The organism is Mycobacterium sp. IDUB_24, assembly GCF_055419385.1.
Genome location: NZ_JBVAXO010000006.1, coordinates 346023 through 367600 on the forward strand (window position 1 = coordinate 346023; position 21578 = coordinate 367600).

21 protein-coding genes are annotated in these 21578 nt (G+C 64.5%); 10 read left to right on the forward strand and 11 right to left on the reverse strand.

From position 1 onward, the window contains the following. The first annotated feature begins 26 nt into the window (after positions 1-26). Both nrdI and nrdE read left to right on the forward strand, forming a co-directional pair. Positions 27-479: a class Ib ribonucleoside-diphosphate reductase assembly flavoprotein NrdI gene (gene nrdI / locus ACZYZF_RS21970; protein ID WP_463744325.1), complete on the forward strand. Its 453-nt coding sequence runs from the start codon at positions 27-29 to the stop codon at positions 477-479. Continuing rightward, positions 446-2614, forward strand: a complete 2169-nt coding sequence (gene nrdE / locus ACZYZF_RS21975; protein ID WP_463744324.1) for a class 1b ribonucleoside-diphosphate reductase subunit alpha — start codon at positions 446-448, stop codon at positions 2612-2614. Before nrdI ends, nrdE begins: the two co-directional genes overlap by 34 nt. Before the next feature lie 220 nt (positions 2615-2834). On the opposite strand, the gene ACZYZF_RS21980 is transcribed toward nrdE, so the two are convergent. The 3 genes from ACZYZF_RS21980 to ACZYZF_RS21990 are packed head-to-tail and all read right to left on the reverse strand — an operon-like array spanning position 2835 to position 6538. Then, positions 2835-3659 carry an AAA family ATPase gene (locus ACZYZF_RS21980; RefSeq protein ID WP_463744323.1) on the reverse strand — a complete coding sequence of 275 codons (825 nt, stop codon included), beginning with the start codon at positions 3657-3659 and terminating at the stop codon, positions 2835-2837. Positions 3660-3696: 37 nt separating this feature from the next. Further along, positions 3697-5427: a nitric oxide reductase activation protein NorD gene (locus tag ACZYZF_RS21985; RefSeq protein WP_463744322.1), complete on the reverse strand. Its 1731-nt coding sequence runs from the start codon at positions 5425-5427 to the stop codon at positions 3697-3699. Beyond that, on the reverse strand, positions 5420-6538 hold the full coding sequence (locus ACZYZF_RS21990; RefSeq protein ID WP_463836815.1) for a spirocyclase AveC family protein: 1119 nt from the start codon (positions 6536-6538) through the stop codon (positions 5420-5422). The genes ACZYZF_RS21985 and ACZYZF_RS21990 overlap by 8 nt, the downstream gene beginning before the upstream one ends. A gap of 239 nt (positions 6539-6777) precedes the next feature. On the opposite strand from ACZYZF_RS21990, the gene ACZYZF_RS21995 reads away from it, so the two are divergent. After that, a complete protein-coding gene (locus ACZYZF_RS21995; protein WP_463745253.1) occupies positions 6778-7413 on the forward strand; it encodes a TetR/AcrR family transcriptional regulator in 636 nt (211 codons plus the stop codon). A 94-nt stretch (positions 7414-7507) separates the two neighbouring features. Here the strand turns inward: ACZYZF_RS21995 and ACZYZF_RS22000 are convergent, their stop codons facing one another. The 4 genes from ACZYZF_RS22000 to ACZYZF_RS22015 are packed head-to-tail and all read right to left on the reverse strand — an operon-like array spanning position 7508 to position 12385. Continuing rightward, positions 7508-9754, reverse strand: a complete 2247-nt coding sequence (locus tag ACZYZF_RS22000) for a molybdopterin-dependent oxidoreductase (RefSeq protein WP_463836816.1) — start codon at positions 9752-9754, stop codon at positions 7508-7510. A gap of 25 nt (positions 9755-9779) precedes the next feature. Then, positions 9780-10409 (reverse strand): TetR/AcrR family transcriptional regulator, encoded by a 630-nt coding sequence (locus ACZYZF_RS22005; protein WP_463744319.1) that lies wholly within the window; start codon positions 10407-10409, stop codon positions 9780-9782. A gap of 10 nt (positions 10410-10419) precedes the next feature. Then, complete coding sequence (locus ACZYZF_RS22010) at positions 10420-11493, reverse strand: NAD(P)H-dependent amine dehydrogenase family protein (protein ID WP_463744318.1); 1074 nt, start codon at positions 11491-11493, stop codon at positions 10420-10422. Between the two features lie 10 nt (positions 11494-11503). Then, positions 11504-12385, reverse strand: coding sequence for an SDR family oxidoreductase (locus ACZYZF_RS22015; protein WP_463836817.1), 882 nt, complete (start codon positions 12383-12385; stop codon positions 11504-11506). A 99-nt stretch (positions 12386-12484) separates the two neighbouring features. On the opposite strand from ACZYZF_RS22015, the gene ACZYZF_RS22020 reads away from it, so the two are divergent. Further along, on the forward strand, positions 12485-12925 hold the full coding sequence (locus tag ACZYZF_RS22020; protein ID WP_463836818.1) for a hypothetical protein: 441 nt from the start codon (positions 12485-12487) through the stop codon (positions 12923-12925). Positions 12926-12965: 40 nt separating this feature from the next. Here ACZYZF_RS22020 and ACZYZF_RS22025 read toward each other — a convergent pair whose 3' ends face one another. Then, positions 12966-13352, reverse strand: coding sequence for a DUF5997 family protein (locus tag ACZYZF_RS22025; protein WP_463836819.1), 387 nt, complete (start codon positions 13350-13352; stop codon positions 12966-12968). A 25-nt stretch (positions 13353-13377) separates the two neighbouring features. On the opposite strand from ACZYZF_RS22025, the gene ACZYZF_RS22030 reads away from it, so the two are divergent. Further along, positions 13378-14094, forward strand: a complete 717-nt coding sequence (locus tag ACZYZF_RS22030) for a LysR family substrate-binding domain-containing protein (RefSeq protein ID WP_463836820.1) — start codon at positions 13378-13380, stop codon at positions 14092-14094. A gap of 69 nt (positions 14095-14163) precedes the next feature. Further along, entirely contained in the window at positions 14164-14517 is a 354-nt protein-coding gene (locus ACZYZF_RS22035) for a cupin domain-containing protein (protein ID WP_463744313.1), read from the forward strand. Positions 14518-14548: 31 nt separating this feature from the next. On the opposite strand, the gene ACZYZF_RS22040 is transcribed toward ACZYZF_RS22035, so the two are convergent. Then, positions 14549-15106, reverse strand: a complete 558-nt coding sequence (locus ACZYZF_RS22040) for a hypothetical protein (RefSeq protein ID WP_463744312.1) — start codon at positions 15104-15106, stop codon at positions 14549-14551. Positions 15107-15225: 119 nt separating this feature from the next. On the opposite strand from ACZYZF_RS22040, the gene pip reads away from it, so the two are divergent. Continuing rightward, complete coding sequence (pip, locus tag ACZYZF_RS22045; RefSeq protein WP_463836821.1) at positions 15226-16215, forward strand: prolyl aminopeptidase; 990 nt, start codon at positions 15226-15228, stop codon at positions 16213-16215. 49 nt (positions 16216-16264) lie between these two features. Here pip and ACZYZF_RS22050 read toward each other — a convergent pair whose 3' ends face one another. Then, entirely contained in the window at positions 16265-17443 is a 1179-nt protein-coding gene (locus tag ACZYZF_RS22050; RefSeq protein WP_463744310.1) for a geranylgeranyl reductase family protein, read from the reverse strand. Between the two features lie 151 nt (positions 17444-17594). On the opposite strand from ACZYZF_RS22050, the gene ACZYZF_RS22055 reads away from it, so the two are divergent. From ACZYZF_RS22055 to nrdF, 3 genes are all read left to right on the forward strand, one after another. Beyond that, positions 17595-18335, forward strand: a complete 741-nt coding sequence (locus ACZYZF_RS22055) for a TetR/AcrR family transcriptional regulator (protein WP_463744309.1) — start codon at positions 17595-17597, stop codon at positions 18333-18335. A gap of 82 nt (positions 18336-18417) precedes the next feature. Then, on the forward strand, positions 18418-19959 hold the full coding sequence (locus ACZYZF_RS22060; protein WP_463744308.1) for a flavin-containing monooxygenase: 1542 nt from the start codon (positions 18418-18420) through the stop codon (positions 19957-19959). A gap of 75 nt (positions 19960-20034) precedes the next feature. Beyond that, a complete protein-coding gene (gene nrdF / locus ACZYZF_RS22065; protein ID WP_166909448.1) occupies positions 20035-20997 on the forward strand; it encodes a class 1b ribonucleoside-diphosphate reductase subunit beta in 963 nt (320 codons plus the stop codon). On the opposite strand, the gene ACZYZF_RS22070 is transcribed toward nrdF, so the two are convergent. Beyond that, a complete protein-coding gene (locus ACZYZF_RS22070; protein WP_463744303.1) occupies positions 20998-21540 on the reverse strand; it encodes a hypothetical protein in 543 nt (180 codons plus the stop codon). Positions 21541-21578: the final 38 nt, after the last annotated feature.

Consider the following 21578-nt stretch of genomic DNA (forward strand, 5'->3'; position numbering starts at 1 on the left):
CCACCACGGGAGAGGAGCTGGACACGATGAGCCATCTCGTCTACTTCTCCAGCGTCTCGGAGAACACCCACCGCTTCGTCCAGAAGCTGGGGTGGCCCGAAGACCGTGTCACCCGGATCCCGCTGCACGGCCGCATCGAGGTGGATGAGCCCTACGTTCTGATCCTGCCCACCTACGGCGGCGGCCGTGCCACTCCCGATGTCAACAACGGTGGTTACGTGCCCAAGCAGGTCATCGCCTTTTTGAACAATGAACACAATCGGTCGTTGATCCGCGGCGTCATCGCCGCGGGCAACAACAATTTCGGTGCGGAGTTCGCCTACGCGGGCGATGTAATTTCGCGCAAATGCGGTGTGCCGTACCTGTACCGCTTCGAGCTGATGGGTACCCCGGACGATGTCGACGCCGTCCGCGAGGGTTTGAAAGACTTTTGGAAGGATCAGACGTGCCACCAACCGTCACAGCTGCAGAGCCTGTAACCACCGCCGCGCATGCGCTTCCCGGCGAGACGGATTACCACGCGCTCAACGCGATGCTGAATCTGTACGACGCCGACGGCAAGATTCAGTTCGACAAGGATGTGCTCGCCGCACGGGAGTACTTCCTGCAGCACGTCAACCAGAACACGGTGTTCTTCCACAGTCAGGACGAGAAGCTCGACTACCTGATCGAGAAGGAGTACTACGAGCGCGAGGTGCTCGACCAGTACAGCCGCAATTTCGTCAAGCAGCTGCTCGACCGGGCATTCGCCAAGAAGTTCCGGTTCCCGACGTTCCTGGGCGCGTTCAAGTACTACACCTCCTACACGCTCAAGACCTTTGACGGGAAGCGCTATCTCGAGCGTTTCGAAGATCGTGTGGTGATGGTCGCGCTGACCCTGGCCGCCGGCGACACGGTGCTGGCCGAAAAGCTCGTCGACGAGATCATCGACGGTCGCTTCCAGCCGGCCACCCCCACATTCCTCAACTCAGGCAAGAAGCAGCGCGGCGAGCCGGTGTCCTGCTTCCTGCTCCGCATCGAGGACAACATGGAGTCCATCGGGCGCTCCATCAACTCGGCCCTGCAGCTGTCCAAGCGCGGTGGCGGAGTTGCCTTGCTGTTGACCAATATTCGTGAGCACGGCGCGCCGATCAAGAACATCGAGAACCAGAGCTCGGGCGTCATCCCGATCATGAAGCTGCTGGAGGACTCGTTCTCCTACGCCAATCAGCTCGGCGCGCGCCAGGGCGCCGGCGCGGTGTATCTGCACGCACATCACCCCGACATCTACCGGTTCCTCGACACCAAGCGCGAGAACGCCGACGAGAAGATCCGGATCAAGACGCTCTCGCTGGGCGTGGTGATCCCGGACATCACCTTCGAGCTGGCCAAGAAGAACGAAGACATGTACCTCTTCTCGCCGTACGACGTCGAGAAGGTCTACGGCGTCCCGTTCGCCGACATCTCGGTGACCGAGAAGTACCACGAGATGGTCAACGACGGCCGGATCCGCAAGACCAAGATCAAGGCCCGCGAGTTCTTCCAGACACTGGCCGAGCTGCAGTTCGAGTCGGGCTATCCGTACATCATGTACGAGGACACGGTGAACCGGGCCAACCCGATTGCCGGCAAGATCACCCACTCGAACCTGTGCTCGGAGATCCTTCAGGTCTCCACGCCGTCGCTGTTCAACGAGGACCTGTCCTACGCCAAAGTGGGCAAGGACATCTCGTGCAACCTCGGTTCGCTGAACATCGCCAAGGCTATGGATTCGCCGGATTTCGCGCAGACCATCGAGACGTCGATCCGGGCGCTGACCGCGGTGAGCGATCAGACCCACATCTGGTCGGTGCCGTCCATCGAACAGGGCAACAACAGCTCGCACGCGATCGGCCTGGGGCAGATGAACCTGCACGGGTATCTGGCCCGTGAGCGGATCCACTACGGCTCCGAAGAGGGCGTCGACTTCACCAACATCTACTTCTACACCGTGCTGTTCCACGCCCTGCGGGCGTCGAATCTCATTGCGATCGAACGTGGTACGCGCTTCGGCGGATTCGAGGACTCCAAGTACGCATCGGGTGAGTTCTTCGACAAGTACACCGATCAGGTGTGGGAGCCGGCCACCGACAAGGTCCGGCAGATCTTCGCCGACGCGGAGATCCACATCCCGACGCAGGACGACTGGAAGCAGTTGAAGGAGTCGGTGCAGAAGCACGGCATCTACAACCAGAACCTCCAGGCCGTCCCGCCGACCGGGTCGATCTCCTACATCAACCACTCGACATCCTCGATCCACCCGGTGGCGAGCAAGATCGAGATCCGCAAGGAAGGCAAGATCGGTCGCGTCTATTACCCGGCGCCGTACCTGACCAACGACAACCTGGACTACTACCAGGATGCGTATGAGATCGGCTACGAGAAGATCATCGACACCTACGCCGCGGCCACCCAGCATGTGGACCAGGGGCTGAGCCTGACGTTGTTCTTCAAGGACACCGCCGACACCCGTGAGGTCAACAAGGCGCAGATCTACGCCTGGCGCAAGGGAATCAAGACGCTGTACTACATCCGGTTGCGGCAGATGGCGCTTCAAGGCACTGAGGTTGAAAACTGCGTCAGCTGCATGTTGTGACGACTGGTCGCTGACAGCGCAGATTCTGCGACAGCCGAGCTTTCGACCGGTGGCCTGATTTACGGGATCAGGCTTTGGTCGGAGGTCGTGTATCGCTATGTAGGACTTCCGAAGAGAGCCCGTTCTATCAGCCGCCAGCGGCTATGCCTCGTTGGCGGAGAGCCGAGATGGCGTACATCGTGTCTCGTCCGGTGAGCCTGCTACTGCGAGGCTAGGACCGCTACGGCAGGTAGGTCTCGATCATCTGTCGCAGTCCTGTTTGGACTGCAGGGTCGTCGCTGAGGGGTGCGGCGACAGCAGCTTTGGCGGCGTTGCGGGGTGTTAGGCCGTTGGCGATGAGTCGTCCGGCAGCGATGAGCACGCGGGTGGAGGCGACTTCGCGAAGTCCTGGTGCTTCGAGTCGGCGGATGGCTTGGCCGAGTCGGACGAGGTGTTTGGCTGTGTCGAGGGTGATGGCTGCTTCTTGTGTGAGGATTGTTTCTTCGGTTTCGGCTGTGGGGAAGTCGAATTCGATGCCGACCATGCGTTGACGGGTGGAGTCTTTGAGGTCTTTGAGGACGCTTTGATAGCCGGGGTTATAGGACACGACGAGTCCGAACCCCGGGGCGGCGTCGAGGGTAACGCCGAGGCGTTCGATGGGTAGCTGACGTCGGTGGTCGGCGAGGGGATGCAATACCACGGTGGTGTCTTGGCGGGCCTCGACAATTTCGTCGAGGTAGCAGATAGCTCCCTCGCGCACAGCGCGGGTTAGGGGTCCGTCGACCCATTGGGTGTCGCCGCCGCGGAGGTGGAAGCGGCCGACGAGGTCGGCGGTGGTCAGGTCGTCGTGGCAGGCGACTGTAATCAGGGGGCGGCCCAGGTCGTGGGCCATGGCTTCGACGAAGCGGGTTTTCCCGCATCCGGTGGGTCCTTTGAGCAGGATGGACAGGTGCTGGTGGTAGGCCGCGGTGAAGGTTTGTTCCTCATCACCGGTGGCGACGTAAAAGGGCCGTTCGGAGATGGTTGGCGCGTCGCGGTCTGATCGGTGGGCTTCGGTGGCGGTCATGGGTGTCCTTCCGCTGGTGATGGATCGTGGGGCTTGGCTATGTCGCTTTGCGGACGTCAGCAGAACGCAGCGCGGTGCGCACGAGCGTGTTGACTGCGTGTGCGAGTTGGGTGTGGTCGGCCACCGTGGCGTGTGCGGCGGTTCCGAATACTCGCCGGAGAGAGGGGGCGTCGGTGTTGGCGCCGAAGGTTAGGCACAGTGCTGCGGTGCCGCGACGGCGGGCTTCTGCGAGGGCTCGGCGGGAGTCGGCGGCGCCGTAGTCCTTGTCGTAGCCGTGGTCATAGGCCAGTCCGTCGGACAACACGATGAGTAGCCGTCGCATCGTGCCGCCTTGGGCCTCCAGTACGGCGGCGCCGTGGCGGATCGCCGCCCCTAGTCGGGAGTAGGCGCCGGGGGTGAGGCTGTGCAGTCGTTGCAGGGTGGCTGCATTCCATCTGTCGTTGAACCGTTTGACCGGGAATACGTTGACTGCGTTGCGGCCGTGGGAGTTGTAGGCGTAGAGCCCGACTCGGTCACCGAGGTCATAGAGGGCGCTGGCGATCGCGGCGGCGGCGCTGCGTTGTCGTTCGTGCACGGTAACGCCGCGGCCGTCGGGTTCGCCGGCTGAGCCGGAGATGTCGAGTAGTACCAGCACTGAGAGGTCGCGGCGGCGGCGCAGGCTGGCGATGTAGAGGTTCTCGTCCGGTGTGGAGGACGCCCGGGCTTGCACCCGGGCCTCGATCGCGGCGTCGAGGTCGATGTCGTCGCCGTGGGGTTGGCGGTGGCATTGATCGAGCCCGAGGGTAAGTCGGGCAAGGGTTTTGCGTAGCCGCGCAGCGTCGAGCGCGACCGGTATGTCCGGGGCGTCGCGCAGCGGTGGGTCGGTCTCGTTGACGGTGCACCAGTTGGGGCGGTAGCGCTTGACGGTGACATCCCACTCTGGATAGGTCAGGGTGCTGGGGTTGGGTGTGCCGGTAACCTCGGCGGCCGCCCCGGCCGCTGAGGACATCACGGAAATGCCGCGCCGGGCGGTGGTGCGACGGCCGAGGTGCGTGGCCGCGTCGGTGCCTGGGGAGCCTTCGCCGTCACCGCTGCGCACGGATTTGAGTAGGCGTTGCAGCAGTCGGCCCAGTGCCCCGGCCGTACCCCCGACGGAGAACATGTCCGCCCCCGCGCCAGCCCCGTCGTCGTCGAGGTCGTCTTCGTCGTCAAGGTCGGCCAACTGCCCGGACTCGCACCGCGGCGCATGCTGGGGTTCGGCATTGGTGTCGCGGGAACTGTCGGTGTGGGCGGCCAACACCTGTTTGGCGCGGATCACGCCAAACGCCGCGGGCGGGGCGGACAGGGGCTGGCGAGACGAGGCGAGCGTGAACGATGCTGAGGGTGAGGTGCTGCGGGGCGCGGTCTGTGGGTCGATGACCGGGTGCGGTGACGGGGGAAGCACTGCCTGGTTGACCCACAGCGCACGCGGACCCTCTAGGGCCAGGTAGCGTGCCGCGAGCTTGGGGCGCCGTCGCAGCCCGCGCATGGTGTCGGGGTGCAAGCTGCCGCCAGCGATCAGGCAGGCCTGCACAGTTACCGCGGTGAGCTGGTCGTGCTCGCTGCTGGCCGGGTCGATGACCAGGGTGTTGCCGTCGGTCCATGCCGATTCTCCGCGCTCGCCATAGACGACGCGCAGCGTGCGGCCGGCCAGAGCGGAGGCGAACAAGTCAAACCGGCGCGCGGCCTGCTCGTCAGGCGTCATGACGGGATTCGCATGTGCGGGTGCCGCATCGTGGGGTTTAGTCATGGCCCGGGCCGCAGCGCCCTGCCTGCACCGGTCCGTCGATGGTGGGGCGGCCGTCGGGTTGCCCGGAGAGCCAGGTGTTCCACTTGCCCTCGAAGAACGGCCCGGGGTGGCCGGCTTTCTCGTAGAAGCCTTGCGGGTCATACACTTTCGTCTCCGGGAACGGCCAGGGGCAGGCCGCCGACGTGGAGAGCTTGCCGGCACGGATGATCAGGAAGCCTCCGCCGTACACAGCGAGGTAGGACAGGGTCAACGCCATGAACATCACCAGGAACGACGCGAGTGCGGGGCGGGTGGGCAACAGGCGCAGCCGCTGGGCGAGCTTTTCAGCCTGAGTCCGGCCGGTGTCATCGCGGTAGACCATGATCGAGGCGGCGATCATCATCGAGGTGGCCAGCCCACTTTCCCACAGCAGAGGGAACTGGTTGTACTGGCCGACGAAGATGGACCCGAATTCGGGCACCTGTGAGTAGGCGTACACGCGCTTGCTGATGCACACGATCTCGACCACCGCGTCCAGGGCGAACCCGATCACGAACGTGATCGCGCTCAGGGTGATCAGCGGGTGGCGCCATACGAAGCTGTCGAGCGGGCGGCGGCCCTGCAGTTTGCGCAGCAGCGGGATTGCCACGAATGCCGGCACGATGAGCACCGAGGCGTAGGCGATGCACACGAACGGCTCGACCAAAGGAGATATCGACACCCACGGCCAGTCGACCGGGAAGTGCCACAGATCGGGACTGAACACCGAGTACGACACCCAGTCGGCTTGTGGGTCCAGCCACGGCAGCGCCGTGCCGGCCAGCACCAACAGCAGATACGGGTGGCGGGGATGTTTACGCCACCCGTAGACGAACGCCGCTCCGCCGACGATCATCATCACCAACGTCCAGATGTTGCACATCGGCGCCCAATTCGGCAGACCCTCGACCGCGCGCCAGGCTTCCTCCGAGGGCTGCGGATTGGCGATGCGCGCTTCGTCGGCACCCAGCTTGGCGTGCGCGCCGACGAACACCAGAACACCGAGGCCCAGCACCCACCACAACGCCGTGATCGCGACCCCCGTTCGCTTCCCGGTGTCGACCGGTTTCAGGTCCGTCTGCTGTTCGGTCATTGCTGTGAACCCCTCGCAAGTCAGGTGTCGTCCGCCGCACAGCGGCGTGCTATTCCTACCCGATTTCGCTGAAGAGTGTCAACGAAATACTCCCGGGCCGGCTAGTCGCTCGTGTCCCGCGCTGAGGCTCAATAGTGCCCTTGATTAGGGATTTATCGGGGATATAGTCTCGTGGAGGCTGCAAATATGCCGTTCGTTTCGGGATCTACTCAATGAACAGTTTCATTAAATCTTGCGCAATGAGGCACAATACGGGGGTGCAAGGTGTGCCGAACCAGCGCGTGGCGCAGCGTCAACAGACGCGTGAGCGAGTACTTGATGCCGCCATCGTGGAATTCAGCCGCGTGGGGACCGCTGCTGCTGACATCAACGCCGTCGTCAACGCGGCGGGGGTGGGGCGGTCAACCTTCAATTTTCACTTCCCGACGCGCGAACACGTGTTGCTCGAATTGATCCGTCGCGAGGAAGCCCGCGTCGCGGAGGAACTTGGCCGTTTCCTGGAGACCAGACACGATCTGCCGACGGTGCTCAACGAGATCGTCCGCCTAGTAGTGGACCTTGAAGACCGTTGGGGGCCACTGCTGTTCCGCGACGTTTTGGGTTTGTACTTCTCCTCAGCACGCCCCGACGACGACGCATGGACCGACCATCCCACCATCGTGCTCCTGGCAGCGGAGATCCTGCGCGCACGCAACCGAGGCGATGCCCGCGCCGATGTGGATTCGTTCCACTCGGCCGTCTTCTTTCTGCTCGGGCTCTACGCCTTACTCACCACGCTGCGCGAACCCGCACCCATCCGCGAGAGCGTGCTGGCCAAGTACGTCACCAGCACGCTGTACAGCCTTGGAATGAATCTGCCCGCCAGAACCGAGTAAAGGCAGCGCCACATGACGCCTGCCTATCGGCCAGCGCAAGAATGTCGCGATCATTGATGAAACCGTTGGGGGCAGCAGTCATGCCGCGGTGATGTCAGGCCGGGCTCACGTGGCAGGGAACGCCATTGATCGCATGGGTGTTGCTCGGCACATCGATGATGTTGGTGGGATTGAGCAGGTTGTTGTTGATTCCCGGATGACGGTTCGCGGTGGCCAACTGTGTTCCCTCCAGGCCGTGACCCCAGCCGTGGGGTAGCGACACCACACCGGGTTTGACCTCGTCGGTGATCTCGGCAGCCACCGTAACGGTGCCTTCGGAGGTGGCGACGTTCGCCATCGCGCCGCTTTCGACACCGGCACGCGCCGCGTCGACGGGGTGGATGAGCAGGGTGCAACGGTCACGTCCCTTCATGAGGGCAGGGACGTTGTGCAGCCAGGAGTTGTTGGACCGCAGATGCCGTCGGCTGATCAGCACGAGCTCGGGAGTCTCGCGCTCCATACGCGACAGCAGCCGGGGGATATCGCTGACCAGATGGTCGTGCAGCAGTTCGACCTTGCCCGAGGGCGTCGTCACACTCGTCTCGAGCCGTCCCCCTTCGAGTTCGGCCAGCCGCAGTCCATCGGGATGGCGCCGCACCTCGCTCAGGGTGAGACCACCCGGCCGGTCGCCCAGTTGATCACCCCACGGCCCCACTCGAATACCCAGATCCATCAAGCGTTCTGGCCCCTTGCCGGCCAGAGCGGCCATGACCTGCCCGGCGTCACGTCCCGTCAGCGGGTTGCCTGGAATCCCGGACATGGTGGCGACCATCCCACCGACGTAGAGGTCGTCGAGCACGGCGACGTCGACCTCGGGAACCGGCGTGCCGAACATCGCGCCACCGAGTCGCAGCAGCAACTCCCACTCAGGGGGACGCTGGGGCTCGGGTTCGAAGACCGGTTCCGAGTACTTGATGCAGGATGCGACCGAGTACATCCAGTAGAGGTCGTCGAAGTGGGGTAGTTCCAGAGGGGATGATCCGGGCAGGATCACATGGGCATGCCGGGTGGTCTCGTTGAGCCAGTTGTCCACCGCGATCAACGCGTCGAGTCGGCCCAACGCCGCCGACAAGCGCCCGGCGCCCGGCGCCGAGACAGCTGGGTTACCGGCAACGGTGATCAGCGCGCGAAGCCGACCTTCGCCAGGTGTGTCGATCTCCTCGGCCAGGCAGCCCACCGGAAAGCTGTTGAGCACCTCGGGCGCTCGCCGGACGCGGCTGCGATAGCGGCCGAACTGCCATCCCGGCCCGTTCTGGTCGGGTGGCTTGGCGAACATCGGCGCCCAGACCGCCGGTTTCGGGAACAGCGAACCGCCGGGGCGGTCGAGCACACCGAGGGCGGTATTGATCACAAATACCAGCCAGGTGGCCAGGGTGCCGAATTCCTGTGTGCAGGCGCCGATTCTGCTGTACAGCACCGGATGTTCGGCCTGTGCGAGGTCAGCGGCCAGCCGGCGGATCGTGCGTGCGTCGATACCCGTTGTGACAGCGACTTTCTCGGGCACGAAAGGCTCGGCCATCGCGATGATCTCATCGAGCCCAGTGACTTTTCCGCGCAGATGCTCGGGGCGCCGCACCCAACCGTTCTCGGCCAGGGTGCGCAGAATGGCGAACAGCAGCAGCGCGTCGGTGCCGGGTTGGATCGGCACCCACTCACTCGCACGCTGCGCGGTCGGAGTGCGGCGCGGGTCGACAACCACCACGCGGCCGCGCTGCGTCACACCGGACAGCAGGCCCATGATGTCGGGCGCCGACAGCATGGAACCCTGCGAGGCAGCCGGATTGGCGCCGAGGATCACCAGGTGGTCCGCGCGGTAGAGGTCGGGGATGGGCCCGTTCCACATCCCGCCGAACAGCAGGGTGCTCACCACGTTCAGCGGCCATTGGTCGACGGTGCCCGGCGAGTAGTACCCCTTCATGCCGGCCGCCTCGGCGAAGCCGATCAGCGCCCCGATGTAGGTGGCCAAGTGGCTGTTGTGTGCGACGGGGTTCCCGACGTAGACACTCAGCGCGCCGGCACCGTCGGTATCGAGGACGGGCCGCAGCACCCGTTCGGTCTCGGCGAGCGCGTCATCCCAGGACACTGCCACGTGAGTGCCGTCGGGCAGACGCACCATCGGCCGGCGCAGCCTGTCGGGGTCGGCGTGAAGGTGCCCGAGCGACACCCCTTTCGGGCAGATGTGCCCGCGGGACCACACATCGTCGGGATTGGCGCGAATGCCTTGGACGTGGCCGTCACTCACCGTGACATGCAAACCGCACATCGCTTCACACAACGGGCATGTCACCTTGTGAGAAGGCATGTCGTCTCCTGACCGGTTGGGCTTTCTAGGGGCGCGTGCGCTGTGCCCGGATATAAGTGTTGAGCACGTCGACCAGGGTCCGGCGATCTCTGCTGGTGTCCAGGGGCTGCGGCGAAACCATTTGGGCGAGAACGATTCCTCGTAACGTCGCCCAGATGAGGTTGCCGATCTCGGTGGCCTGTGGTGCGTCCAGATCTTCGCCGAGGTGTCTGCCGAGCTCGGTGAATTCCCGCATGGTGTCGGATAATTGGGCGTTGACCTCGCTGTCGCGCGCGGCGCGGGTGGAGATGAGGATCTCGAGGGCGGCCATCGAGGTCGGGCTTGAGAACGCCTGCCACAGTGCGTCGACGACCACCTCGGTGCGGCGATCGGTGGGCAGGCTTGCTGTCTCGTGACGAAGTCTCTCGAGTGCCCCGGTGAGTTCGGCGATTCCCTGGTCGACCACTGCCATCAGCAGTCCGCCGAGGTCTCCGAAGTGATACTGCACCACGCCCCAGGTGAGGCCGGCGCGCTCGGTGATGCGCCGCACGCTGGGTGCCGCGAAGCCTTCGTCGAGGATGTAGCGCACCGTTTCGTCGATGACCGTTCGGCGCGTGCGTTCGGCGCGTTCCTGGTTGCCGCTGGGCGGCCGCCGGGGTACTGGGGACCCTGCCATGCGCCCTATGTCACCACATCGTGCCGGCAAGGTGGTCGAGGGGCCGGAGGTCGTGGGCAGCGCGGATACCGGCGGGGGCGCGGCATACCGCCTCGATCGCGTTGACGGCCCGCGCCGCGGTGGCGACGACGCCGCCGATGTTGTGATCGATCCCGGATCCGCCGACATGGGTGTCGATTCGGATACCGGGATCGCCTTCGACGGTGACGCGGTGGACGCCGGGTCTGCCGTCTGGGGGACGGGCCCAGTCCGGTGCATCATTCGGGGTGAGTCGGTTGACGTGCTCCATGGTGATGATCACCTCGCCGTCGCGGACGCCTTCCACCGCGAACCGGACGGCGGCCACCTGGCCGGGCGCGACGTCCATCATGGTGGTGGAGATCGGTTCCGGAGTCACCCATTTCTCGTGTCGCTCGCGTACGTCGTCGAGTGTGACGCCGAGGTCGCGGGCCAAGCTGCGCACTTGGATTCCCCACATCGACGCGAGCACGCCCGGCGCGAAGAGGATGGGCTGGTGGTCGGGATCGGTGCCGAAACCGAAACTGACACCGGTGAACTCGGCGTCGTCGTAGCTGCCGTATTCGCAGATCTCCTGGACGGTGATCGCGGTGGCCCGGCCGGCGAGGCTCAGCGCCGAATAGACGAGGGTATCGCCGGAGAAGCCGGGGTCGATGCCGTTGACGTAGAGCGTCGAGTTGCCGTCCTGGCACGCGCGCTGCAGCGGTTCACGCAGCCATGCATCGGTGAATTCGGGGGCGACCAACCAGACAAAGGATGTCCCGACGACGTTCGTCCCCGCACGCAGGAAGCGGATCAGATCCGCCATGGCCTCATGCGGACGGGTTTCGGCCTGGGAGGTGTAGACGACGCAATCCGCATGCAGCGCGACGAGTTCCTCGATGTCCGACGTGGTGGTCACTCCGGCGGGAGTGGACAAACCGCAGAGGTCTGCGGCATCACGCCCGACTTTGTCCGGCGATGCGGCGTGCACACCGACGAGTTCGAGATCTGGGCGCCCGATGATGGTCCGCAGGGCGTGGACACCGACGTTGCCGGTGGAGAATTGAATGACTCGGCGGGTCAATGGTTTTCCTTCAGAGTAGATCGGTGATGGTCTTGAGGCCGGCCTCGTAGAGGACTCCGGGGAGCATGCCGCCGTCGATCTCGATGGTGGTGCCGTTGATGTAGTCGGCCGCACCGGAGGCGAGGAAGACGCAGGTGCGCCCCACTTCGGCGGGCTCGCCACCTCGTTTGAGGGGGATCGGGGCGAAGTACTTCTCGCCGTCCGGGTCATCCTTGGGCAGCACGAAGGACTGGAAGTTCTCGGTGACTGTGGGCCCGAGCGCAACGCAATTCACCCGCACCGTCGGACCCCATTCCTGGGCCAGCGACCGTGTCATATGATTGAGGCCGGCTTTGGCCGCGCCGTAGGACACCAGCGTGGGGGAGCCTGCCGGATGACTGGCCCCGCTGGAGATGTTGATGATGCAACCGGTGCCGTCCTGCGTTTTCATCTGCCGATATGCGCGGATGGCGAACCACAGCGGACTGATCAGGTTCATCTGTACGGCGAAGGCATGGAACAGCACGCTGCGCTCGTACTCGTCGTCACTGGCGGGCGCTCCTTGGATGCGCGACACCAGGCTGGGCACTGCATCGACCGATGGCGAGGGGACGGTGCCGCCGGCATTGTTGACCAGGATGTCGACGCGCCCATAGGTGTCGGACACCCGCGAGACGAAGGCGTCGATAGCCCGGTAATCCGCTTGGTCGCACACCATTTGAGCGGAACGGTCAGCCCAGTCCGGGTTGGTCTCGGTGCCAGGAAGCCTGTCCAACGGTGCACGAGAGCAGCCGATCACCGTCGCACCTGCGCGAAGGAGTTCGTGCGCGATACCCACTCCCACACCACGGCTCGTACCAGTGACTATCGCGACTTTTCCGTCCAAATCGGGAGATGCATCGGAGCTGGCCACGCCAAAAGATTACATCTGTTATTTTTCTTGCGTCGCGAAATTACCGACATTGGGTGACAACCCAGGCATCACGGCTGGGTGCACAGAAGGGAGTCGACGATGAGCAACGTTCCGAGTCGGCGCGCGCGCTTGGCGCACGCGGGAAAGCACGCTGAGCTGTGGAACGCCGGTAAGAAGGACGAGTGGGTGGCGTCGTGGCGCACCATCTGCCCGGGCGAGGTCCGGATGTTCGACCCCGTCGGTACCGAGGAGAAGCACGGCTTCGCTGCCGCCACCTCCGACGCGTTCGACATGTTCCAGTCGATCCTGAAGATCAGGATGATCACCGTGCAGGTCAATGGTGACGAGATGGCCTGGGTCTGCGAGAACTCTTTCGGCACTGAGCCCGACGTCCAGTCGGCCTACAGCATCGAGACTTTCGCCTGGGATCCGGCCGGCAATCTGTTGATCAAGACCTACTATCCGATGCCCGAACATGTTGGGCCGGACGAAGATCCGTACGCGCACCTTCTCCCGGCGGACACGCCGGAACCTCACTGACCCATCGAACGATCACCGCTGTCCGCCAGCGGTTTGAGGATCAGCTCTCGCGGGCCTGCTCCGCACGCAGCGACTTCAAGCGGCGCTCCTCGCGTAGCACGTTCTGGTAGCTCTCGCGTTCGGCGACCAGCCACTCCGGCTTCTCCTCGAGCAGATGATCGATCTGCTCGGTGGTGAGGGCATCCCCGACAGCGCCACGCGCCAGACCGGCGATCGAGATGCCCAGCTTGGCTGCCACGAGGTTCTTGGGATGCGGCCCGTTCTTGCGGAGGTCCTTGAGCCATTGCGGCGGCTCCGCCTGCAGCGCGGCGAGCTCGGCACGGGTAATCGCGTTCTCCTGGAACTCGGCAGGTGTCGCGGGCAAGTAGACGTCCAGTTTCTTCGCCGCGGTGGCGGGTTTCATGGACTGCGCGTTCGGCCTGCTCATGGCACCAGCGTATCGGTAGCCTGAGATGGTGGCCCCCAGCTCCCTCACCCTCGGGTACGTCCCCGGTGGGACGCCGGCGAAATGGGCGCGGATCTGGGCGGAACGGCATCCCGGGGTATCGCTGCGGTTGTGCGCCGTCGCCGCGGCTGATGCGGCCTCCGCTGTGCGGGACGGCACCGTCGACGTGGCGTTACTCCGGCCATCGGCCGACGCGTCTGGGCTGGCCGTCATCCCTCTCTACGAGGAGACAACGGTGGCCGTGGTGCCGACCGACCACCTTCTCACCGCCGTCGACGAGATCACCGCCGCAGACCTCGACGGTGAGCCGACTCTGCTCCCGCTCGATGATGTCGTCGCCTGGGCGGGCGCTCCCGGCGCCATCGTTGATCACCGACCCGAAACCACCTCAGATGCAATAGAACTCGTCGCCGCGGGAATGGGAGCGCTCATCGTTCCGCAGTCGCTGGCGCGGCTGCATCACCGCAAAGACCTCACGTACCGACCGATCACCGATGCACCCACCTGCCCGGTGGCGCTCGCCTTCTCGGAAGGGCCGCAGTCGGCGCTGGTCGAGGAGTTCGTCGGCATCGTGCGGGGACGCAAACCCAGTTCGTCGCGCGGACAGGCCGAGGCGGCACCGAAACGCACCGCACGGGAGAAAACTCTCGCCAAGCAGGCGGCCCGCGCCGCAGCGGGCAAGGTAGCTCGCAAGCCGGACTCGGCCAAGCGCGGTCGGCGCTGACGCACCGGACGCGTTCGGGGACCGGACACGTCGGGAATTTGCGAAGCGGTGCGCACGGTTCGTGCCCATATGACAACTAGCGGTGACGTTGCGTCGTTCGGTCCCAATGCGCCTGGATACGTCTGGAAGTCGACGGCTGACGTCGACCCGATCGAAGTCTTTCCCGGAATTACCGTCCAACTACTCTGGCGGGGCGCAAACGGAGCCAAGGCGGCGATCACCACCATCGCGCCGGGAGCGGTCTGGGGTGGTGAAGACCTACACAGCCCCGGTCCCGAAGAGGTCTATGTGGTCTCCGGTGTCTTCAACGACGGCGTCAACGACTACGCCGCAGGCACTTTCCTGCACGCCCCGGCCGGCTCATGGCATGTGCCGCAGTCCGCGGAGGGCTGCGTGCTGTTTCTTTTCTATCCGGAAGGATAAGCGTGGCACGCTGTGTGCGCGTGCTGGATTGTCAGGTGGGAAGGGATTCCAGGATTTCGGATGCCGCCTGTGTCCACGACGCGACGTCGGGCGGCCCGGGAATGTTGCCGCCCACAAGCACGACGTTCGCCAGATACTTGTCCGTGGCGACGCGCATCGCAGGGAAATCCCTCGGGGCAGTGAGCGGTTCGATGAGCATGAGTAGCCCGACGCCGGGAACTTCAGTGGCCCCCGGTCGGCCGATATCGGCGAGGAGCTCCTTGGTGATCACTCCGGCGGTGGGCGCCTGGACCTTGATCGTGGCCGTGAACGACAGCACGCCGCCTGCGGTGGCGTAGTAATTGCAGCTGTGCCCGACGGACCCATCGGAGTTCTTGATTACGGCGTCGAGGCCATCATCGATTCCAACGCCGGCGAGGGCGGACATCTGCGCTCCGCTGAGTAGACAATCCGAGGGCAGGACATGGTCTCGCCACTTCGCGGTGGGTGAGCTCTGCGCCGGAGTGTCGTGGACGTCGGTTCCGGCGACCGGTTGCCCGGTGACGACGTGCGAACACGCAGTGGCACACGCGAGGGCCCCAAGTGTCACGGCGGTTCCACAGTTCCTGCCGAATCGTCCTCGCCAAGGCACTTTGCCACGCTATCTGATGTAGAGGAGGGGCGATGATGCAGTTGAGTTGCTGATCCTGTCGATTAGCGTGCTGATCTATGGGGGAAGGAAATTCGACGGCCGCCCCGGCGCCGCAACGTTTCGGGATGCTCGATGTTGGCGACGGCAATCGCATGTATTGGGAGACGCGGGGCAATCCTGCGGGCCGCACGGTGCTGATCGTGCACGGTGGTCCCGGTGGTGGCCGTTCGCACAGCGCGCACCGGACGTTCGATCACACCGTGTTTCACATTGTGTCGTTTGATCAGCGCGGCTGCGGGGACAGCCTGCCCAGTGCCGCTGACCCGGCTACCGACATGGCGCACAACACCACCCAGCACCTCGTTGCCGATATGGAAGCGCTTCGGATCCATCTGGGAGTGCAGCGGTGGCTGCTGTATGGCGGTTCGTGGGGGTCGACGCTCATATTGGCCTACGCCGAGCAGTATCCCGAACGGGTGGAAGGCATCATCCTGATCGGGGTGACAATGACCCGCCCCAATGAAATCGACTGGCTTTACCGCGGTTTGCGCCTGCTGTTGCCGATGGAATGGGCCCGTTTCCGGGCTGGTGTGCCCGAGCATCTGCGCGACGGCAATCTCGTCGAGGCATATCGGGTGCTGATGGAAAACCCCGACGTGGCGGTGCGTGCACAGGCGGGGCGTGATTGGTGCGAGTGGGAGGACGCGGCGATCGCGCACGAGACCCAGGGGACGCCGGGCCAATACAGCGCGCGGTCCGGTGCCGCGCAGCACGCTTTTGTGCGCATCTGTACCCACTATTTCGCCCGACATGCCTGGCTCGAAGATGGGCAGCTGCTGCGAAATGCCCACCGCCTGGCCGGGATTCCCGCTGTGCTGATTCACGGCCGTCTCGATCTGTCCGCTCCACTGCGCACTGCGTGGGAACTCGCCCAGGTGTGGCCAACGGCCGAACTTGTCGTCATCGAGGACTCCGGGCACACCGGAAGTCCCGCACTGGTAGCCGCGATCAGACATGCGGTTTCACGGTTCACCGACGGTGATCTGAGTCGGCCCAGGCAAGCGTGAGGCCCCAGCGACGAATCGCGCGAAGGGCCTCACACTCGCTGTCTAATGCCTACGTGTGCTGCGGGCTCTGTGCCTTCTTGTACAGCGACTTGAGCAACATGTCCCGGAACGTGTGGTTGTCCAACGCCTTGAGACCCGCGCCCGCGACGGCGGGCATCCCGGCGAGCTTGTTGAAGAACCGACCGCGTCGGTATTCACGCCCCCACGCCGCGCGCATCCGCTGCTCGTAGTTGGTGAAGTCGTCGGGCCCGCCGTTCGTCAGCGCGGCAATCGCGCATTCGCCTGCGGTCAAACCGGATTCGAGTGCCTTGGAGATACCGGCCCCGGACACCGGCTTGCCCGCACCCAGCGAATCCCCGACGAACAGCACGCCCGGACGCCACGGAGGCCAGGCCGTGAAGCCCATCGGCAATCGCCAGGCCCGCACGCTCTTGTTCTTCTTGAGCTCCTCGATCGGGGGCAGCTCCCATTCGGCGGGCAGGGTCCGCAGGAAGTCGCCGAGGAACTGCGTGGCGTTGATGGACTGCCAGTTCTTGTAGCTGTTGACGTAGCCCAGGCCGATGTTGAACCGGCCGCCGCCCATCGGGAAGACCCAGCCGTAGCCGGGCAGTTGATCGCCCTGGAACAACAGCTTGAGGTAGATCTCGAAGGCGTCGGAGTCGGGACGGTTGGCGTGCATCTCGGACCGGATCGCGATGGCCGAGTAGCCGTTGTACTCCGAGTCGATCTTCAGGGCCCGCTTGATGGGGGAGTAGGCACCGTCGGCCGCGATGACCGCGTCCCCGAATACCTTCTCACCGCTCTTGAGCACCACGCCGACCACGCGACCCTTCGCGTCGAACTCGGGCCCGGCGACCTCGGCGCCTTGACGCACCTCGGCTCCCGTTGACTCGGCATGCTTGAGCAGCAGCGTGTCCAGTTCGGTGCGGCTCACGGTGTGGCCGTGGTCCGGCATCCCGGGACGACGCGGGAAGGACAGCTCCCACTCGCTGGGGCTGAACACGGTCACCTTGTTGACCCGATGAAACTTGGAGACCTCGTCGGCCAAGCCCATCTTCTGCAGGTAGCTCACCGCGCGGGCGGTGAGTCCGTCACCACATGGCTTGTCGCGGGGGAAATCCGCTTTGTCCAGGACCAACACCTTGGCGCCGGTCTGGGCGGCCTGCCACGCCGCGGCCGACCCCGAGGGGCCGCCACCTGCTATGACCAGGTCGTATCGCTGCGTCATGAGCCTCGTCTCATCCGTTGACTGTGGCAGCGATATTACCCAAGTGAGGTGTCGGCGGCTTGGCGGGCGAACGACCGGGTCAAACGGCAGAACCGCGTGTTGTGAGGCGGTCTGAGCAGGTCAGCGCCATCAGGGCGAGTACAGTGATCGCGTGCGGCGAACGTCGAGATCACATTCCAGCGATAGCCCGGGCGTCAAGGTTGATGCTCGTAGCGAGCGCTGGCGGGAGCACCGCAAGAAGGTGCGCTCGGAAATCGTCGACGCCTCGTTCCGGGCGATCGACCGCCTGGGCCCCGAGGTCAGTCTGCGGGAGATCGCCGAAGAGGCCGGTACGGCCAAGCCCAAGATCTACCGCCACTTCGCCGACAAGTCCGATCTGTTTCAGGCCATCGGTGAGCGCCTACGCGACATGTTGTGGTCGGCGATCTTCCCGGTGATCAACCTCGGCGCCGACCCGGCCCGGGAGGTCATCCGGCGCAGCGTCGACCAGTACGTGCGGTTGGTCGACGAACACCCGAATGTGTTGCGGTTCCTGATCCAGGGCCGGTTCGCCGAACAGAGCGAGTCGACCATGCGGGCGCTCAACGAAGGTCGCGGCATCACCCTCGCGATGGCCGACATGTTCTCCAACGAGCTGCGCGAGATGGAACTGGACGGGGCTGCCATCGAACTGGCGGCGTTCGCCACCTTCGGTGCGTGCGCGTCGGCTACGGACTGGTGGCTGGGCACTGATGAAGACAGCCCGCGCCGGATGCCGGCCGAGGAGTTCGTCAACCACCTCACCACGATCATGGTCGGTTCCATCAACGGCACCTGTGAACTGCTCGGCATCTGGATCGACCCGGATCTGCCGCTTCACGAGGGTGTCCAGCGTCGCCAGCACGCCAGCTGAACTCATCTCGTTGACAGTCGGCTTCCAGGTCCGGAGACTGGGAAGTATCCGGTACCGCCGTTCCCAGAAAAGGACCTGAGCTATGACGGCTGCCCAACCCTCGCCGCAGGGTCAGCAACCCATCCACACCCGCGCCCTGATCATCGGCAGCGGGTTCTCGGGGATGGGGATGGCGATCGAGCTGCAACGCCGAGGCGTCGACTTCCTCATCTTGGAGAAGGCCGACGAATTCGGTGGGACCTGGCGCGACAACACCTACCCGGGCTGTGCCTGCGACATCCCGTCGCACATGTACTCGTTCTCGTTCGAGCCCAAGGCGGACTGGAGCCACATGTGGTCCTTCCAGCCCGAGATTCAGGACTACCTGCTGGGCGTGGCCGCCAAGTACGGGCTGCGCCGCTACACCCGGTTCAACACCCATGTGGACCGCGCGCACTGGGACGAACAAGAGCTGCGCTGGCATGTGTTCAGCGACACCGGGCAGGAGTTCATCTCCCAGTTCCTGGTGTCGGGAGCCGGCGGGCTGCACATTCCGCAGATCCCCGAGATTCCAGGCGCCGAGGACTTCGCCGGTGCCGCTTTCCACTCCGCCGAGTGGGACCACAGCGTCGACCTCACCGGCAAGCGGGTCGCAGTGATCGGCACCGGGGCCAGCGCCATCCAGATCGTGCCCGAGATCGTCAAAGACGTCGCGGAGCTGCACCTCTACCAACGCACCCCGGCCTGGGTGATGCCACGAGTGAACAACAAGTTCCCGCAATGGATTCGGCGCTTGTTCAGCTATGTGCCCGGCACCCGCGCGGCGATGCGTGCCGCCATCTACTGGATCCACGAGGGTGTCGGCTTCGCCATGACGCAGCAACCGCGGCTGCTCAAGATCGGTGAGGCGATGGGGCGCTACAACATCAACCGCAGCATCAAAGACCCAGAACTGCGTCGCAAACTCACGCCGAGCTACCGCGCCGGGTGCAAGCGAATCCTCAACTCCGACAAGTACTACCGCGGAATCGCCAACCCCAAGACCCAGGTGATCACCGAGGCGATCACCCGGATGACGCCGACCGGCATCGTCACCGCCGACGGCGTCGAGCATCCGGCGGACGTGGTCGTGTGGGCCACCGGCTTCCATGTCACCGATTCCTACACCTACGTCGACATCAAGGGCGCCGGCGGTGAGGACCTGGTGGACCGCTGGAACCGCGAGGGCATGGCAGCCCACCGCGGCGTCGCGGTCTCCGGAATGCCGAATCTGTTCTTCCTGCTCGGGCCCAACACCGCACTGGGTCACAACTCGGTGGTGTTCATGATCGAATCGCAGATCCGCTATGTCGGACAGGCGATCGCCGCCGTCGACCACGCCGGGGCTGCCGCGCTGTCGCCCAGTCCTCGCGCCCAGGCGGAGTTCAATGCCGAGCTGCAACGCGATCTGGCCGACACCGTGTTCAACACCGGAGGTTGCCGGAGCTGGTACATGGACGCCCACGGCGTCAACCGGACCCTGTGGAGCGGCATGACCTGGCAGTACTGGCTGGCCACGCGCAAGCTGGACCCGAAAGAGTTCGATTTCATCCATGAGGCGCGCGACACGAAAACACAAGGTGTTGCGGTCACCGCGGGTCATTAGCCCCAGGGGTAGTGTCGTGGATACTGTCCGGCAAACACAACAACCTGGCGAAATGAGGTTCCGGTGAGCGAAGGCATGAAGCTGATCGACCGTGTCTCAGCGATCAACTGGAACCGGCTCCAGGATGAAAAGGACGCCGAAGTCTGGGATCGGCTGACCGGTAATTTCTGGTTGCCGGAGAAGGTGCCGGTGTCCAACGACATCCCGTCGTGGGGCACGCTCACCGCGCACGAGAAGCAGCTCACCATGCGGGTGTTCACCGGCCTGACACTGCTGGACACCATCCAGGGCACCGTCGGTGCGGTCAGCCTGATCCCCGATGCGCTCACGCCGCACGAGGAAGCCGTCTACACCAACATCGCCTTCATGGAGTCGGTGCACGCGCGCAGCTACAGCAACATCTTCTCCACGCTGTGCTCGACGGCCGAGATCGACGACGCGTTCCGCTGGTCGGAGGAGAACCCGAACCTGCAGCGCAAGGCCGAGATCGTGATGCAGTACTACAAGGGTGACGAACCGCTCAAGCGCAAGGTGGCCTCCACCCTGCTGGAGAGCTTCCTGTTCTACTCGGGCTTCTACCTGCCGATGTACTGGTCCAGCCGGGCCAAGCTGACCAACACCGCCGACATGATCCGGCTGATCATCCGCGACGAGGCCGTACACGGTTACTACATCGGCTACAAATACCAGCGCGGGCTGGCGCTTCTCGACGAGGAAAGGCGCACGGAGCTCAAGGATTACACCTACGAGCTGCTGTTCGAGCTCTACGACAACGAGGTCGAATACACCCAGGATCTCTACGACGAGGTCGGGCTCACCGAGGACGTCAAGAAGTTCCTGCGCTACAACGCCAACAAGGCGCTGATGAACCTCGGCTACGAGGCGCTGTTCCCCAAGGACGAGACCGACGTGAACCCGGCGATCCTGTCCGCGCTCTCACCGAATGCCGATGAGAACCACGACTTCTTCTCGGGGTCGGGTTCCTCGTATGTGATCGGCAAGGCCGTCAACACCGAAGACGAGGACTGGGATTTCTAGCTAGTTGGCGTACGGGTTGCGCCCCTCGCCGGTGTTGAGCAGCAGTGGGTTGTTCGGATCGAGGACATGGCTGCCGCCAGGGCTGAGGACGAACCCCGCCCCGTCAAAGGAATTACTGCACATCGTCACCGTGCCGTCGGTGCCACACGTCACATTGCGGAAGCTGATGCGTGAACCGGGCGGCAAGCGGTTGGGCAAACCGTCGAACACGAACAGCGGCCGGTTGTCGCTCATAAACGTGGGCAGCCCCTGCTGTGCGCCCGTGACCGCGTTGGCCCCATCGGGTGATGCGGGCAGCGGGCCGCTGCAGCCGTACTTGCCCGATCCGCGGCCGATCGCGCACGCGATATCGCCCGGCACCGCGAATGCGTAGTACTCGCCGTTCTGCATCGCGAAGTCTGACGGCTTCACGGGCGTAAGTGCGTTGAGATTGAGTGGCGGCGGGGGTGGAGGTGGCGGTGGGTCGCCTGCTGCCATACCGGGGACGCCGGCGCCGGCCCCGACAGCCACGCTCATCACAGCCACCAGCATCCTCATGCGCATCGGACCACCTTAAGGCGCCATTTCCTTGCACGCTGAAT